Source organism: Phascolarctobacterium succinatutens, from assembly GCF_023497905.1.
GTDB lineage: Bacteria > Bacillota > Negativicutes > Acidaminococcales > Acidaminococcaceae > Phascolarctobacterium_A > Phascolarctobacterium_A succinatutens.
The window spans coordinates 1,985,248-2,001,941 of the sequence record NZ_CP097284.1; the positions used below are offsets into that span (position 1 = coordinate 1,985,248).

A 16,694-nucleotide genomic window follows, 5' to 3' on the forward strand; every position below is an offset into this window, starting at 1 on the left:
CCTGTTTTTTAATGCCAGGATTATCTTTAACCTTTATTGTAACATAAATGTCGGTAAATTTACATTATTTTTTAAATGCAGGCTGCCGTTTTCCAGCGTTATAATCTGATAGCCCGCAGCCTTACGCAGGCGGTTCATGATTGCCAGTCCCAGGCCGTCCTCCTCCACGCCTTCGGCGAGAATAACGTCCGGACAGGTACGGTCAAAATCACGCAGCAGGTAGAACAAATCAGCAGCCAGCTGTTCACGGCTGTCACCCCAGCAGGAAAGCTGCAGCTGCTGCTTTTCGACAAGCTCTGCCAGCTCGCTTTCCAGCTGATGTCCGCACAGCACGCCGACGGTTTTGCCTTCAGCCAGAGCCTTGGCAATAACCTGCGGCAAACATTTGCAAGCTTCGCCTTCAAACAGGTAAACAGGTGCCTTCGGCGCATAATGACGGTACTTCATTCCCGGAGCCTTGGGCTTAAAGTTTTTATCTCCCTGCAGGGCAGGGTCAATCTCTACCGCACCCATAACCTCCGTCAGCATTTCATAGGTAATGCCGCCCGGTCGCAGGATAGTGGGAACAGCACTCGTTGTATCCACCACGGTGGATTCCAGCCCGATGCCGCAGTTGCCGCCATCAAGCATACCGGCAATTTTTCCCTGCATATCCTCCAGCACGTCCTGAGCATTCGTCGGGCTCGGACGACCGGAAATATTGGCCGACGGCGCCGCAATAGGGCAACCGCAGGCGCGGATAAAATCCTGGGCGAATTTATTGGATGGGAAGCGTACAGCGACAGTTTCCAGTCCTGCGCTTACAGCGTCAGGCACAATAGCAGATTTATTGACAATCAGCGTCAGCGGTCCCGGCCAAAAATGCTCCATAAGCTTTTTTGCATTAGCGTTCAGGCAGGTAGTCAGCTGCGCAATATCTTCCTTTTTAGCGATATGCAGAATCAACGGATTATCGTTAGGTCTGCCCTTGGCAGCAAAAATCTTGGCTACAGCCTCAGGATTCAGTCCATCCGCACCCAGGCCGTAAACTGTTTCCGTCGGGAATGATACAACCTCACCCGCACGGATTAATGCCGCTGCCTCCTGCATAATCTCTTGATTATCAGAGTTCTTTTGTAATTTCCAGTAGGATGTTTTCATATTTATCCTCACCCTCTTTTTCTTTTAAAGCAAAAATCATGCGCGGTATGCCTGCATAGTCCATACGCACAGCAGTTTTGGCAAAGCCATGCTCCAGACACAGCTTTTGCACCGCTTCGCTTTGGTCAATGCCGATTTCAAACGCCAGCAATCCATCCTCAGCCAGATGCTCCGCAGCCTCGGCACAGATGCGGCGGTAAAAATCAAGTCCGTCCGCACCGCCGTCAAGCGCAGTGCGTGGCTCCTGCTGTACATCCTGCGCCAGCGTTGCAATATCGGCAGCAGGAATATACGGCGGATTCGAAACGATGATGTCAAACTTTTTCTCTACAGGCACGTTGCTGAACAAATCGCTTTGGCGGAAGGCCACACGCTTATCCACGCCGATAGCGGCAGCATTTTCCTTCGCCACCGCCAAGGCCTCGTTGCTGATATCCACGCCCACGCCTACGGCAACAGGCAGATAATCAAGCAGCGAAACGATGATAGCACCGCTGCCGGTACCGATATCCAAAGCCTTTACAGCACCGTCTGCACGCAGCATCGGCGCTGCCTTCACCAGGCTTTCCACCAACAGCTCCGTTTCCGGACGCGGCACCAGGGTAGCAGGCGTAACCTTAAAGTTATTGCGCATAAAGGCACGCTCGCCGATAATGTAGGCCAGCGGCTCATGCTTAGCGCGTCGCTCTACATAAGAGCGCATCTTGTCGCGCTCCTCCTCACTGAGAGGCTTGTCAAACTCGGTATACAGCTTAATGCGTTCACATTTCAAGACAGCACAAAGCAGCACTTCGGCATCAAGGCGTGGATTTTCCACGCCCTTAGCCTCGAAGTGCTGCTTAGTCCAGTTTAAGATTTTCATAATCGTCCAAACCGGCTTATCCATTTTATTTCACCTGCCGTAATTGTTCGCTTTGCTTAGCAGTAATCAGCGCACCCAGCAGCTCGTCCAGATCACCGTTGACAATGCTGTCCAGCTTATGCAAGGTCAGACCGATGCGGTGGTCGGTAACGCGTCCCTGCGGATAGTTGTAGGTACGGATACGCTCGCTGCGGTCGCCTGTTCCTACCTGACTCTTGCGGTCCTCGGCAGTAGCGGCACGCTGCTCCTCCTGCGCCTGCTCCAAAATACGCGCACGCAATACACGCATACATTTTTCACGGTTCTTCAGCTGAGATTTTTCATCCTGACACTGTGCCACAATACCTGTCGGAATGTGGGTAATACGCACTGCAGATTCGGTTTTGTTTACGTACTGGCCGCCGGCACCGCCTGCACGGTAGGTATCGACACGCAGGTCTGCAGGATTGATTTCTACATCAACCTCTTCAGCCTCCGGCAGTACAGCCACTGTAACGGTAGAGGTGTGTACGCGTCCCTGGGATTCTGTTTCCGGCACGCGCTGTACACGATGTACGCCGCTTTCGAATTTCATACGGCTGTAAACACTGTCACCGCTTATTTGGAAAACGACCTCCTTAAAGCCGCCCAGCTCAGTCGGGTTGGAATCCATAACCTCAACGCGCCAGCCACGGGTTTCTGCATAGCGCAGATACATACGGAAGAGAACACCGGCAAAAAGTGCAGCCTCATCACCGCCGGCACCGCCGCGGATTTCCACGATAACGTTTTTATCATCGTTCGGGTCGGAAGGCAGCAAAAGAATCGTGAGCTTTTCCTCATATTCTTCAATCTGCGGTTTGAGCTCCTTCAGCTCTTCTTTTGCCATTTCAACCAGCTCTTCGTCATCGCCTGCTGCGAGCAGCTCCTCTGCCTCATCGCGAGCCTTAATCATATCGCGATATTCACGGTAAGCGGTAACAATCGGTTCCAGCTTGGCATGCGCTTTGGTAGCCTTCAGCCAGTTGGTCTGGTCGGCAATAACCTCGGGGTCACTGATTTTTGCCTCTAAGTCTAAATATCTGTCTTCTAGTGCCTGCAATTTGTCGAGCATTAGAAATTCTCCTCTCAAGTGTTATGTTAGTCTTATAAATTTAATTCAAAGTGATTCGTTAAGAAAACATTCTCTCCTACAAGCGAAGTGTTCAATATAACGTTATTTTAAAGGCAGAATAGTGCAGTCCCCTCTCAGTCGCCCTACGGGCGCCAGCTCTCCCCAAGGAGAGCCTCATAGATCAGCCTGCAAATCTATATAATCACTTTTATTCTATAATTTCTTCAGGCGGCAACACTGCCTTCAGCGAAGCAATCGCCACCTCAATCTGGCTGTCATCAGGCTGACGCGTGGTCAGCTTCTGCAGCAAAAGTCCCGGCATAATTGCCATATGCACCAGCTTATTATCGTTATGCGCACCGGCAAAACGAATAATCTCATAGCTGACGCCCGCAATTACCGGCATCAGCACTACGCGGGAAGCAATACGCTCCAGCAGGCTGGGCCAGCCCAGGAAGGTAAAAATAAACATGCTTATCAGCATGACAATCATCAGAAAGTTAGTGCCGCAGCGCGGGTGCAGTGTGCTGAACGGACGCACATTTTCTACACGCAGAGGCAAGCCTGCCTCATAGGTGTAAATAGTTTTATGCTCCGCACCGTGATACTGAAATACGCGCTGAATATCCTCCATCGAGGAAATCGCTGCAATATAGGCCAGGAAAATAACCATACGCAGCACGCCCTCAGCCAGGTTGAGCATCATCGGATTCTCAGTCAGCTCATGCAGAAAACGCATAGACCAGGTCGGGATAACAATAAACAGACCGACAGCCAGCAATACGGAAGTACCAATAGTCATCGCCATCTCCTTGCCTGTCAGCTGCTCGTCCTCTTCGCCGGAAACCTGTGCCGAATAGGCCAAGGCCTTGATACCGTCATATAATGATTCAAATAAAGCAATAACGCCGCGAAGCAGCGGTTTTTTCAAAATAGGATATTTATCACGGATACTGTTGACAGGATTTACATCCACGGCAATTTCTCCGTCAGGTTGGCGTACGGCAACAGCCACCTTATGTGGTCCGCGCATCATAACGCCCTCAATTACGGCTTGTCCGCCTACAGATAATTTTTTCGTGCTCATAGATATACTCCGTAAAACTAAATAAAGCAGAACCCGCATGTGCAAGCTCTGCCTTATTGTATAGATTATTGTTCTTTGTTGTAACGTTTGTTGAACTTCTCGATACGGCCACGAGCAGCTACGTTACGTTGTTGACCAGTGAAGAATGGATGGCATTTAGAGCAAACATCCACGCGTAATTCTTTCTTAGTGCTACCAGTTACGAAGCTTGCACCACATGCGCAGATAGCAGTAACTTCACCGTAATTCGGATGAATCTTTTCTTTCATTCTTTACACCTCTCTTTGCTAAGAACATTATATTCATAATTTAGAAGCTGCCTTGCTTGGCAAAGCGGCTTGCATTAACACTAGATTAGTGTAACATATCCTACAAGTAAACGCAAGCTATTTTTTACTAAAATCGGCAACACCCTGCAGATAATTAATAAACTGCTGCGCTGTACGCCCGGAAATGCCGCCGTGATGCAGCTCCCACTTACGCGCTTCGGCACAAAGGAAGTCGTCATCAAGCTCCAGTCCCTGCTTTTTAGCCAGCTCGCAGACAATTTTGTAGTACTCCTTCTGCGTAGGCTGTCCATAATAAATCGTGCAGCCGAAGCGATTAACCAGAGAAAGTTTTTCCTGCATCGTATCCGACTTATAGATACCGTCCTCCTGCGTTACATCGTTGCGGTCCTTCCACGTTTCGTTAATCAGATGTCTGCGGTTAGATGTAGCGTAAATCAAAATATTATCCGGACGCACCTCCAGACCGCCTTCGATGATAGCCTTCAGATATTTGTATTCGATTTCAAATTCTTCGAACGACAAATCATCCATATAGATAATGAAGCGGTAGTTACGGTTTTTTATTTGGGCAATAACCTGTGATAAGTCACGGAACTGATGCTTGTAGATTTCAATCATCCGCAGTCCCTGATCATAATATTTGTTGATAAGCGCCTTAATACTGCTGGATTTGCCTGTACCACTGTCACCAAAAAGCAGCACGTTATTTGCCGGGCGGCCTGCTACAAAAGCCTCCGTATTTTCCAACAGGCGCTTCTTCTGGTCCTCATAACCGATGAGATCAGCAAAGATAATCTGCTCCGTATTGGATATTGGCACCAGCTCTGGCGCGCCCTGCTGCGCCTGCGCTATGCGGAAGGCCTTGTTCAGACCAAGCTTGCCCACGCCGTAATCATGATAGAATTTGGTAACGCAGGCGAAAAACTCATCAGCATCGGCAGCACCTTCCAAAGCAGTGCTGAGTGCCTGCACCTTATCGCTGATATTTTTGTTATAGCGACGCTCCTGCTTTACCACAGCCTGATAATTGCTGATTAACGAAAAGCAGTTAATCTCCAGCGCACGCTCCAATTCACTGAAATCGTAGGCAAAAAGCTGCTGAAAAATTTTGAAGTCATGCTTGGCAAACTGATTCACGCTGCCATCACAGGCACCAACCTTTTCACAGGTAATAGCAAAGGGATTTTCACAGCTTACCAGTAAAAAAGCCAGATAATTGTGCCAAAGATTTTTGTCAAAGCCATAAACGGTGCCGATATCAAGCAGCTTATGTACCTGCTCATAAATTTCCGCTGTCAGCTCTTCGCGGTTATAATCACCCGCTGCAAATTCAGCGCAGATAGCTGCCAACGGCTCCAGCAAATTATCCGCCGGCAGATTGCGGTAAACAACTAATTGTGATACAAGTTTATGCATATCTTTCCCCTCAAATATCTCTATTTTATAAATTCAAACTTCTCTGTATCGAACATTCCCATATCCGTAATGCGCAGCTTGGGAATAACCGGCAGCGCCATAAAGCTCAGGCTGATGAACGGGTCGATGCCGTCTAAAACTCCTTGCGCATGCGCCTTGGCCGCAATCTCATCAAGACTGCCGATAAGCTCCTCGGCAGGTGCGCTGCTCATCAGACCACAGATATTCAGCGGCAGCGTATCAACAACCTCGGTACCCTTGACCAATGTATAACCACCCTGTACTCGTACCAGCTCCTTAGCGGCAGCATTCATTGCTTCCGGACTTGTGCCGATAACAATTAGGTTATGTGAATCGTGTGCCACAGTTGTCGCTACTGCGCCGTCCTTTAGGCCGTAGCCACGCAAAAGGCCGAGGCCCACATTGCCGGTGCCATGATGTCTTTCCAATACGGCAATCAGGTACACATCGCCGCTTGCCAAGGCAGCGGCAATATCCTTGCCCATAATGGTACTTTTCTCGGTAAAAATTTCACCGGGAAGCATAGTGATAACCGGATATTCCCTGTCATCCGCAAAATGCGACAGGGAGAAGGTTGTGACATCAAACTCTGCAGGCTTCACGCTGCCCTGCAGGCTGGCATTGGGCGTAACAGGCGTAATCTTTTCGCAAGCCTTGAGCGCATCCACACCCTTATGGAAAACAGCCTGCGGAATAAGGCTTTGCAGATTGTCAAAAACTACCAAATCTGCCTCCCAGCCTGGAGCAACTGCACCCATGCGACGCAGGCCGTAAATACGCGCAGCGTTGATAGTTGCCAAGCGCAAAGCACGCACAGGCTCCATGCCTAATGCTATTGCCATTTGTACGCAGTGGCGGATGGTGCCTTCATGGCGGATATCGGCAAGATGCTTATCATCAGTGCAGAAGGCCAGACTGCTTACATCAATGCCCTCATCAATAACGCCACGCAAAATTGCCGTCAGATTACGCGAAGCACTGCCCTCGCGCACCAGCACTGCCAGACCGTTGCGCAGCTTTTCCTTCGCCTCATCCCAGCTGATGCTCTCGTGGTCGGTATCAATGCCGCTGGCAACGTAGGCGGCCAGCTCCTTGCCACGCACGCAGGGTGCGTGGCCGTCGATTACGCGGCCCAAACTTTGGAACAGGTCCAGCTTTTTCTGTACCTCAGCGGAATTATAAATAACTCCCGGCACGTTCATCATCTCGCCCATGCCCAGTACACCCGGCTCATTGACAAGCTTAATCATATTGCGCGCATCCATCACACAGCCGCTGTGCTCAAAGCGTGTGGCAGGCACGCAGCTAGGCAGGTTCACATAATAGTTCAGCGGCATCTGTCCGCCGGCCTCCAGCATATAGTGAATGCCTGTCGCGCCCGCTACGTTGGCAATCTCGTGCGGGTCGGTAATCAGCGTGGTTACGCCCCAACGCAGCTCCTCGGCACAGTAATGCTCAGGCACAGCCATCGAGCTTTCTACATGGCAATGTGCATTAATCAGACCGGGCGCAACATATGCTCCCTGCAGGTCGATGATTTTTTCTGCCTTGTCATAGCTGCCGACACCGGCAATCATGCCCTCGGCGATAGCAACATCAGCTTCATAAATTGTTTCGGTCAGCACGTCAACAACCCTGCCGTTCTTCAAAAGAATATCAGCAGGGCTGTTACCGAGTGCGACCGCTCTTACACGGTCCATCATATTAATTACCTCAATCCTTTTACACGTAAATATATTTCAGGATAAAGATTACTGCCAGCACATAAACAATCCAGCTGGTTTTTTTGTTTTTGTATTCACCGCTGAGCAGGTTAATTGCCACATAGGAGATAACGCCCATGGAAATACCTTCGGAGATAGAATACATAAAAGGCATTGCTACTGCTGCAACAAAAGCAGGAATAGCCTCAGTCATATCATCAAAGTCTACATTCAGCAGGCTGCTTACCATCAAAAAGCCTACAATTACCAGTGCCGGAGCGGTAGCGAAGGCAGGAATTGCCAGGAAAATCGGTGCAAAGAACAAGCTGAGGAAGAACAGAACAGCTGCAGTAACAGCAGTAAGACCGGTACGGCCGCCGACAGCAACGCCGGCGCTGCTTTCTACGAAGGTAGTAACGGTGGAAGTACCCAGCAACGCACCACCGGTAGTAGCGATGGAGTCAGCCAGCAGAGCGCCTTCAATCTTCGGCAGCTTGCCGTCCTTGTCCAGCATTTTGGCCTTGGAAGCAACACCGATCAAGGTGCCGAGAGTATCAAACAAATCTACAAACATAAAGGAAAGCATGATTGTAATAAAGTTAAAGGTGAAGATAGCACTGAAATCCAGCTGCATAAAGGTCGGTGCCAGACTGGGAACAGAAATGCCGTTAGCAAAGCTGGGCATAACGGAGAACATACCAAGCTTCGGATTCGGTACATAAATACCGGTCAGCTCACAAATCATGCCTAAGCCCCAGGTAACCAGAATACCAACGAGGATACCGCCGGGAACCTTTTTCGTCATCATTACCGCAGTCAGCAGAATACCGATAAGTGCCAGCAAAGCACCGATACCGGTGGACCAGAAGGTGCCGTCTGCCAAAGCAGCCTTAAACGGATACAGGCCGACGAGAGTCGGTCCCGCAACAACGAGCTTGGAATTCTGCAAGCCGATAAAGGTGATGAACAGACCGATACCGCTGGTAACGCCGAACTTAAGCGCAGGCGGAATGGAGTTGAACAACGCTTCGCGCACCTTAGTCAGGGACAGAACAATGAACAGAATACCTTCAACAAAAACTGCTGCCAACGCAACCTGCCAGCTGTAACCCATCTGTCCTACAACAGTATAAGCAAAAAAGGCGTTCAGGCCCATACCCGGAGCAAGAGCAAAAGGATAGTTAGAGAACAGCGCCATGAGCAGAGTACCAAGACAAGCACCCAAAGCAGTAGCGGTAAATACAGCGCCCGCATCCATACCGGCAGCACTTAAAATGCCGGGGTTAACAGCTAAAATATAAGCCATTGTCATAAAGGTGGTGATACCGGCAAGAATTTCTGTGCGGACATCCGTCTGATGTTCCTTCAGGCGGAATGTTTTTTCCAAAAAGTCTGTCATTATTATAGCCTCCTATGCTATCTATTTGCCCAAGCTGCAGGACCCGGGCACAATAATAAAGATTAAGACTGCCTGCACAGCCGTCAAGCCATTAATATGTTAAAATCTCCGGACCGTTTTCTGTAATCAGAATCTGGTGCTCCCATTGAGCGGAAAGACTGCCGTCACAGGTATAAACAGTCCAGTTGTTGGCTTCGTCAACAAAGATATCTCTGTGTCCCATGTTAATCATCGGCTCAATAGTAAAAATCATTCCCGGTACAAGCACCATCCCGGTTTTGCGTTTGCCTACATGGCAGACGAACGGATCCTCATGGAATTCTACACCAACGCCGTGGCCGCCGAATTCTTCGACAACGGAATAGCCGTGCTTATGTGCCAGCTTGGAAACGGCAGCGCCGATATCTCCCAGAAAACCCCAAGGCTGAGCTGCTTCAATACCGCGCAGCAGACATTGCTTGGTGATTGCAACCAAATCTGCAGCCGGCTTAGCAACCTTGCCAATCATAAACATACGGGATGCGTCAGCATAATAACCATTGTAGATAGTAGAAACGTCTACATTAACAATGTCACCGCTGCGCAGCACGTCATGCTCGCTGGGAATGCCATGACAAACCTGGTCATTGATAGAGGTACACACGCTCTTCGGGAAGCCCTCATAACCCAACGGTGCAGGGATAGCGTTATGCGCTACTGTATATTCGTAAACGATTCTGTCGATATCAGCAGTAGTCATACCGGCCTTAATATACTTGGCAACCTCGTCCAATACACCGGTATTGATTTTGCAGGCTGCACGGATACCTGCAATCTGCTCCGGGGTTTTAATCATATCACGGTCAGGAACCTCGCAGCCCTGGGCCTGCAGCAACGCAATTTTGGCATCATTCATTTTGTGGCAATCTGCATATGCTTTACCGCTGCCACACCAACATAATTCTTGGTCCAAAGAAAACACTCCTTATCTAAATAATTGTTAAAACTTGTATATTACAACCTTATAACTTCTATTTTACCACATATTTAAGGGAAAAATCACATTTTCGGCTTAAAATTCTCTTACAACGTTCGGTTTTTTGTGTTAAAATTATTTTATATGACTCAATGTTAAGAAAGGAAATTTTTATGGAAGCATATGCAATGTATTTTATCGATTTAATTCTGCACCTGGACAAGCATCTGCCGGAAATTATGATGGCCTACGGTCATCTGATTTACGCAATCCTGTTCATGGTAGTGTTCTGCGAAACTGGTCTGGTAGTCACCCCGTTTTTACCGGGCGATTCGCTGCTTTTCGCCTGCGGCGCTCTTGCTGCTGCCGCACCAGAAGGCATGGATATCAAAATTATCGTGCCCATCTTTTTAGTTTCGGCTGTGCTGGGCGACGCCTGCAATTATATGATAGGCGAGCATCTCGGTATGCACATGATTAAGAAGAACATCATTAAAAAGGAGCATGTCGACAAGGCCAGCGCATTTTATGACAAGCATGGTCATAAAGCGATTTTCCTGGCCCGCTTTGTGCCGATTGTGCGTACCTTTGCACCCTTCGTTGCCGGCATCGGCAAAATGCACTACCTGACCTTTGCTCATTACAATGTCATCGGTGCCGTAGTGTGGGTATTTCTCTTTGTCGGCGGCGGTTACTTCTTTGGCAACATCCCGGCCATCAAGCATAATTTCACGCTGGTAACTTTGGGCATCATCGTCTTTTCCCTGTTACCTGTGTTATATGAATTTGTAGGCAAGAAAATTTTAGGCAAGAAGTAAGAAGGTCTTGGAATTTTTGTAACAGGTTCTCCTCCGATAGAGCCTTTACACAGTTAAACTCCAAAGTACATATATAAATTTTAAAAATTGAAGGTGATTTAAAATGACTTATCGTTTTAACAGTGACTACACCGAAGGCTGCCATCCTGCAGTCCTTGAAAAACTCGTGCAAACCAACATGGAACAGACTGACGGCTACGGCCTTGATCCCTACTGCGACGAAGCACGCAAATTGATTAGGGAAGCCTTCGCCTGCCCGAACGCTGACGTGCATTTTCTCGTTGGCGGCACCCAAACCAACCTGACGGTTATCTGCGCTGCATTACGTCCGCATCAGGCTGTTTACGGCGCTGTTCCCAGCCATATCAATACGCATGAGGCCGGTGCTATTGAGCATGTAGGCCACCGCGTACTGCCGCTTCCGAGCGAGGACGGCAAGCTCACTGCAGGGCAAATCCGCCACGAATGGAAAATGTACGATACCGATCCCAGCCGCGAGCATTGGGCACAGCCGAAAATGGTTTATATCTCCCAACCGACTGAAATCGGCAGCATGTACAGCAAAAAGGAGCTGCAGGATTTATACCAGGCCTGCAAGGACTGCGGTCTTTACCTCTTTGTTGACGGCGCACGCTTAGGCTATGTTCTTGGCGCTCCCGACAACGATATGACTGCTGCGGATTTGGCAGCTAACTGCGACGTGTTCTATATCGGCGGCACCAAATGCGGCCTGCTCTTCGGCGAAGCAGTTGTTATTTTGAACGACGCACTCAAGCCTGACTTCCGCACTATTGCTAAGCAATGCGGTTCTATCATGGCCAAAGGCCGTCTGCTAGGCGTACAGTTCGGCGCAATTATGAAAGATCACCTTTACAGCAAAATCTGCGGCAAGGGCACACTGCAGGCGCTGAAAATCCGTGATGCACTGTTAGCCAAAGGCTTTAAGTTCGTTACCGAGTCCCCCACCAACCAACAATTTGTTATCATGACTCCGGCACAGTTTGAGAAGCTGAGCGAGGAATTTGCTCTCAGCCATATTGCTTACCTGGAGGACGGCAATTACAGCGTGCGCATCTGCACCAGCTGGGCAACCAAGGACGAAGAGGTTGACAGACTCATCGCTATGATTAATGAGCTGTAAGCTTGACAGAAAACGTAAATTTGCTATAATAAAGACAAAGAGAGACTCTGACAGTGGTGTGTCAGCCCTCTCTGTTGATTGTTGTTATTTGACAAAAGGCTGACATTGACCTCTAATGTCGGTCTTTTGTTATATTGTAAGCAAAATTACTTACGTGTAGACATAATGGTCGCAACAAGCAAACCAAATGTTAACATTATCTGCAACGCTTCGGCTACTGTCATGCTCCCACCTCCTTACGGAGGAACCGACCTGTCAGAATCTCTAGTGTTATTATAACAGCTATCCTATTTATCGACAATATGTTTGTGAAAATAAAAAGGCGGTCGTTCGACCGTCTTTTTTATTTTGCTCTTTTTACTTCAGCTTTTCTACAACGCTCTGCAGCTTTTCCTGCCAGTCGGCGCAATAATCCGCACCGCCCTGCGCGCAGTCGCTCTTGCCGCCGCCACGGCCGCCAAAGGCTTCGTTGAGCAGCTTAATAACACTACGGCAATCGCCTGCAGTATCAGCCCCCAAAGCAACTGCGTAGCTGATGCGCTCAGGCTGCACTGCTAGCAAAAGGCTCAGCGTGTTTTTCAAGGCAGTAACCTTCGGCAGAAAGGCTTTGATATCCTTGGCATCGTGACCTTCCATAGGCAAAGCCAAAACCTTTACTCCATCAGCATTCACCGGTGCAGCAGCATATGTTTCCTGTAGCTTTTCTTCCTCAATCTTCAGCAGCTTGCTCTTGGCAATGTCAAGCTGTGCAAGCAAATCATTTTTCTGTTTACTTACAGCAGCAGGCACCTGCTCAGGCTTCACGGAAAGACTTGCAGCAACGCTAAGCAGAATGCTGTTCTTGGCATCCGCATCCAAAAGCGCTCTGCGGCCGCAAACAAACTCTACGCGACAACCGCCCTTGTGCTTTTCATGGCGGATGACCTTAACGCTGCCCAGCATCCCCGTAAACGGCGGGTGTGTACCACAACAAGTGCAGATATCGGCATCCTCAACCGAAACAATACGCAGCGTACCTGTCAGTTTGCTGTTGAACTTACGCATTTTATCCTTCAGTTTGGCAGCCTCTGTGCTGTCCATATAGCTGATATGTACCGGGCGATTCTCCCAAATAATCTCATTCGTATATAATTCTGCCTGCAGCAGCTCCTCGTCCGTCAGCTCCTTGTCAAGGTCAATGAAAACATCATCCTCATTCATATGAAAGCCGATGTTGTTGGCCTCAAACAGCTTCCAGCAGGCGTAGGACAAAAGATGCTCGCCCAAATGCTGCTGCATTCTGTCCAGACGCACAGACCAGTCCAGCACAGCCTCTACCTCGGCACCAACCTCTAGCGGCTTGTCGCACTCATGGTAGATGTGACCGTCCTTTTCGCTTACATGGCTTACGACCGCATCAGCCAGCTTGCCTCTGTCGCTCAGTTGACCGCCGCCCTCCGGGAAGAAAACAGTCTGGTCCAGCTCAACCAGATACTTGCCATCCTTGGGCGTGCAGGCCGTAACCTTCGCCACGCACTGTTTGAGCAAAGAATTATTTTCAAAAAGCTTAATTGTCATTTTTTATTCCCCCTCATGAAATCTATCTGTCTTTGATAACCATTATTGTATCACTAAATTGCTAAAGTGTGTTATAATCAGTTATACAAGTCCAAAAAAATTCTATTGAAGCGAATAAGGAGCAATAAATGTTTCAAAATTTACTTTTTGATTTAGATGGTACCCTGACAAATTCCGCTGAGGGTATCACCAAATGCGTGCAATACGCCCTGCGCGCTCAAAATATTGAAGAACCCGATTTAAAAAAGCTGGAGGTTTTCATCGGCCCGCCCCTGCGCGACAGCTTTATCAAATATTACGGCATGACCAGAGAGCAGGCTGAAATCGGCGTAGAAAAATATCGTGAACGCTACACCGATATCGGTATCTGGGAGAACAAGGTTTATCCCGGTATCATGGAATTATTGGCTGACCTGCAGCAGGATGGCCGCCGCCTCGGCATGGCTACCGCCAAGCCGGAGGTTTTTGCACTGCGAATTGCCGAACGCTTTGGCTTCAACCCCTATCTGGAAGATATAACAGGCTGCAGCCTGGATGGTAAAACCGATAAGAAAGCTTTAGTAGTTGCCGCCGCTCTGGAAAAATGGCAGCTCACTACATCCGAAGCTAAAAAGACTGTAGCACTTATCGGTGACCGCCGCGAGGACGTTCTCGCCGCTCACGCCAATGGCATCGCCTGCATCGGCGCAGGCTTCGGCTTCGGCAGCTACGAGGAATTGTCGGAGGCAGGTGCCGATTACTATGTTTCTGATGTTCCGGCCTTAGCACGCTTTCTGCTGAGCAAAGCGTAAGAACAAATTTAACACTTACAGGTGATAGTATTATGCATATTTACGCAATAGGCGACCTGCATTTATCAGGTGAACCGGCAAGCAAGCCCATGGAGGTTTTCGGCGAGCATTGGCGCAACCATAAAGAAAAGGTTGCCGCTAATTGGCAAAACACTGTAACCGCACAGGACACCGTTATTGTCTGCGGTGATATTTCCTGGGCCATGACTTTGGAAGAAGCAGCACAGGATTTAGACTGGTTAGCGCGGCTTCCTGGACGCAAGCTGCTGCTGCGCGGCAACCATGATTACTGGTGGAGCAGCCTGAGCAAAATGCAGCAGCGTTACGGTGCTCATTTTGAATTTCTGCAGAACGACTGCATTATGGCAGAGGATATTGCTGTCTGCGGCACCCGCGGATGGCTGCTGCCATCGGCCGAAAGCTTCAGTGAGGCCGACAGAAAAATCTATAACCGCGAGGGAATCCGCCTGGAGCTTTCCCTGCAGCAGGCACATAAAATGCAGGCGCAGCAGATAATTACGGCTTTTCACTATCCACCGCTCTTTGCGCGCACGGAGCACACCTGCTTTACTAATCTGATGCTGCAGTACGGTGTGCAGCACTGTGTCTACGGCCACATTCACGGTGAAAACCACATTCCCGTTTTTGAAGGATTGCGCGAAGGAATCAACTACAAGCTTATTTCCTGCGATACGCAAGGCTTTCAGCTTTACAAGGTAATATAACAGCGTTACTTCGCTGAAAAACAGACAGGCTCCCCTGAACGAATCGTTCAGGGGAGCTTTTTGTATACAAAAACAAGCCCTCGAATTTCTTCGAGAGCTTGCCATTTACGTTCATTTAATTATTTAGGATAGTTGCTGTTGGAGTTTTCTTTCAGCATAACGTCATGTGCGCCGCCTTCAACCAAGCTGGTTGCGGAAACCAGAGTCAGCTTAGCCTTCTCCTGTAGCTCGCGGATGTTCAGAGCACCGCAGTTGCACATGGTGGAACGAACCTTAGCCAAGGTCAGGTTTACGTTATCCTTCAGGCTTCCTGCATACGGAACGTAAGAATCAACGCCTTCTTCGAAGGAGAGCTTTGCTGCGCCGCCCATGTCATAACGCTGCCAGTTACGTGCACGGCTGGAGCCTTCGCCCCAGTATTCCTTCATGTAGGTACCGTTAATGTTAACCTTGTTGGTCGGGCTTTCGTCGAAACGAGCGAAGTAACGGCCCAGCATCATGAAGTCAGCACCCATAGCCAAAGCCAGAGTCATGTGGTAGTCATAAACGATACCACCGTCAGAGCATACAGGAATGTATACGCCGGTTTCTTCGAAGTATTCGTCACGAGCCTTGCAAACGTCAATCAAAGCAGTTGCCTGGCCACGGCCGATACCTTTTTGTTCACGGGTAATGCAGATAGAACCACCGCCGATACCAACTTTAATGAAGTCAGCGCCAGCCTCAGCCAGGAAGCGGAAGCCTTCAGCGTCTACTACGTTGCCTGCGCCAACCTTAACGCTGTCACCGTAGTGCTCACGGATCCAATCCAGGGTGATTTTTTGCCATGCGCTGTAGCCTTCGGAGGAGTCAATGCAGAGTACGTCTACGCCTGCATCAATCAATGCGGGAACACGCTCAGCATAGTCGCGGGTGTTGATACCTGCGCCAACGATGTGGCGTTTCTTGCTGTCCAGCAGCTCCAACGGATATTCCTTATGAGTTGCATAGTCTTTACGGAATACCATGTACAGCATACGGCCGTCGTCATCAACGATAGGCAGAGTGTTGAGTTTTTTCTCCCAGATGATATCGTTAGCCTGTTGCAGGGTGGTATCTTTCGGAGCATAAACCATTTTGTCAATCGGAGTCATGAAGTCACGAACCTTAGCATCCATAGACATACGGCTCGGACGATAGTCACGGCTGGTAACAATGCCTTCCAGCTTGCCGTTAGCGGTACCATCGCTGGTAACAGCAACAGTGGAGTGACCGGTGCGTTCCTTCAGTGCCAGGATGTCAGCCAGAGTGCTGTCCGGACGGATATTGGAGTCGCTGCTTACAAAGCCTGCGCGATAGCCTTTAACGCGAGCAACCATAGCAGCTTCGTCCTCTACGGATTGAGAACCATAGATGAAAGAAACGCCGCCCTCTTTGGAAAGAGCTACAGCCAGCTTTTCGCCGGAAACAGCCTGCATGATAGCAGAAACCATCGGGATGTTCATAGTAATTGCCGGCTCTTCACCTTTTTTGTATTTAACCAGCGGCGTACGCAGATCTACATTGGCGGGGATACATTTTTCGGAGGAATAACCGGGAACTAACAGGTACTCACTAAATGTGTGAGCAGGTTCATCATAATAAAAAGCCATTCTTTCATCATCCTTTTCTTAATAATTTTTTGTTTGCCACAGCCAAAGCAATTGTTAATCATGTA

Annotated in this window: 16 protein-coding genes; 4 read left to right on the forward strand and 12 right to left on the reverse strand. The window is 49.1% G+C overall.

What is annotated here, in order from left to right; translation table 11 throughout:
- Positions 1-33: 33 nt before the first annotated feature.
- The 9 genes from M5E81_RS09505 to M5E81_RS09545 form a co-directional block, all read right to left on the reverse strand.
- Positions 34-1,140, reverse strand: coding sequence for an L-threonylcarbamoyladenylate synthase (locus M5E81_RS09505; RefSeq protein WP_249747375.1), 1,107 nt, complete (start codon positions 1,138-1,140; stop codon positions 34-36).
- Entirely contained in the window at positions 1,103-2,026 is a 924-nt protein-coding gene (gene prmC / locus M5E81_RS09510; protein WP_249747376.1) for a peptide chain release factor N(5)-glutamine methyltransferase, read from the reverse strand. The genes M5E81_RS09505 and prmC overlap by 38 nt, the downstream gene beginning before the upstream one ends.
- Position 2,027: 1 nt before the next feature.
- Positions 2,028-3,095 carry a peptide chain release factor 1 gene (gene prfA / locus M5E81_RS09515; RefSeq protein ID WP_009146079.1) on the reverse strand — a complete coding sequence of 356 codons (1,068 nt, stop codon included), beginning with the start codon at positions 3,093-3,095 and terminating at the stop codon, positions 2,028-2,030.
- Positions 3,096-3,303: 208 nt separating this feature from the next.
- A complete protein-coding gene (locus M5E81_RS09520; RefSeq protein WP_249747377.1) occupies positions 3,304-4,182 on the reverse strand; it encodes a DUF1385 domain-containing protein in 879 nt (292 codons plus the stop codon).
- A gap of 65 nt (positions 4,183-4,247) precedes the next feature.
- Positions 4,248-4,451 (reverse strand): 50S ribosomal protein L31, encoded by a 204-nt coding sequence (gene rpmE / locus M5E81_RS09525; RefSeq protein ID WP_040565319.1) that lies wholly within the window; start codon positions 4,449-4,451, stop codon positions 4,248-4,250.
- Between the two features lie 117 nt (positions 4,452-4,568).
- Positions 4,569-5,888 (reverse strand): ATP-binding protein, encoded by a 1,320-nt coding sequence (locus tag M5E81_RS09530; RefSeq protein ID WP_249747378.1) that lies wholly within the window; start codon positions 5,886-5,888, stop codon positions 4,569-4,571.
- Positions 5,889-5,908: 20 nt separating this feature from the next.
- On the reverse strand, positions 5,909-7,612 hold the full coding sequence (gene ade, locus M5E81_RS09535; RefSeq protein ID WP_009146076.1) for an adenine deaminase: 1,704 nt from the start codon (positions 7,610-7,612) through the stop codon (positions 5,909-5,911).
- Positions 7,613-7,631: 19 nt separating this feature from the next.
- Positions 7,632-9,011 (reverse strand): NCS2 family permease, encoded by a 1,380-nt coding sequence (locus M5E81_RS09540; RefSeq protein WP_249747379.1) that lies wholly within the window; start codon positions 9,009-9,011, stop codon positions 7,632-7,634.
- Positions 9,012-9,102: 91 nt separating this feature from the next.
- Positions 9,103-9,972, reverse strand: a complete 870-nt coding sequence (locus M5E81_RS09545) for a methionyl aminopeptidase (RefSeq protein ID WP_276765064.1) — start codon at positions 9,970-9,972, stop codon at positions 9,103-9,105.
- A gap of 167 nt (positions 9,973-10,139) precedes the next feature.
- Here M5E81_RS09545 and M5E81_RS09550 point away from each other — a divergent pair, with 167 nt between their 5' ends.
- Positions 10,140-10,784 (forward strand): DedA family protein, encoded by a 645-nt coding sequence (locus M5E81_RS09550; protein WP_148495354.1) that lies wholly within the window; start codon positions 10,140-10,142, stop codon positions 10,782-10,784.
- A gap of 103 nt (positions 10,785-10,887) precedes the next feature.
- A complete protein-coding gene (locus M5E81_RS09555) occupies positions 10,888-11,925 on the forward strand; it encodes a threonine aldolase family protein (RefSeq protein WP_249747381.1) in 1,038 nt (345 codons plus the stop codon).
- A gap of 146 nt (positions 11,926-12,071) precedes the next feature.
- On the opposite strand, the gene M5E81_RS11445 is transcribed toward M5E81_RS09555, so the two are convergent.
- Together M5E81_RS11445 and M5E81_RS09560 are read right to left on the reverse strand one after the other, a co-directional pair.
- Positions 12,072-12,149 (reverse strand): putative holin-like toxin, encoded by a 78-nt coding sequence (locus tag M5E81_RS11445; protein ID WP_367401137.1) that lies wholly within the window; start codon positions 12,147-12,149, stop codon positions 12,072-12,074.
- A gap of 133 nt (positions 12,150-12,282) precedes the next feature.
- A complete protein-coding gene (locus M5E81_RS09560; protein WP_249747382.1) occupies positions 12,283-13,482 on the reverse strand; it encodes an alanyl-tRNA editing protein in 1,200 nt (399 codons plus the stop codon).
- Positions 13,483-13,610: 128 nt separating this feature from the next.
- Between M5E81_RS09560 and M5E81_RS09565 the strand changes: the two genes are divergently transcribed.
- The gene (locus M5E81_RS09565) at positions 13,611-14,273 is read left to right on the forward strand and encodes an HAD hydrolase-like protein (protein ID WP_009146070.1); all 663 of its coding nucleotides are present in this window, start codon (positions 13,611-13,613) and stop codon (positions 14,271-14,273) included.
- Positions 14,274-14,305: 32 nt separating this feature from the next.
- On the forward strand, positions 14,306-14,998 hold the full coding sequence (locus M5E81_RS09570) for a metallophosphoesterase (protein WP_249747383.1): 693 nt from the start codon (positions 14,306-14,308) through the stop codon (positions 14,996-14,998).
- A 119-nt stretch (positions 14,999-15,117) separates the two neighbouring features.
- Here the strand turns inward: M5E81_RS09570 and M5E81_RS09575 are convergent, their stop codons facing one another.
- On the reverse strand, positions 15,118-16,629 hold the full coding sequence (locus M5E81_RS09575; RefSeq protein ID WP_009146068.1) for an IMP dehydrogenase: 1,512 nt from the start codon (positions 16,627-16,629) through the stop codon (positions 15,118-15,120).
- Positions 16,630-16,694: the final 65 nt, after the last annotated feature.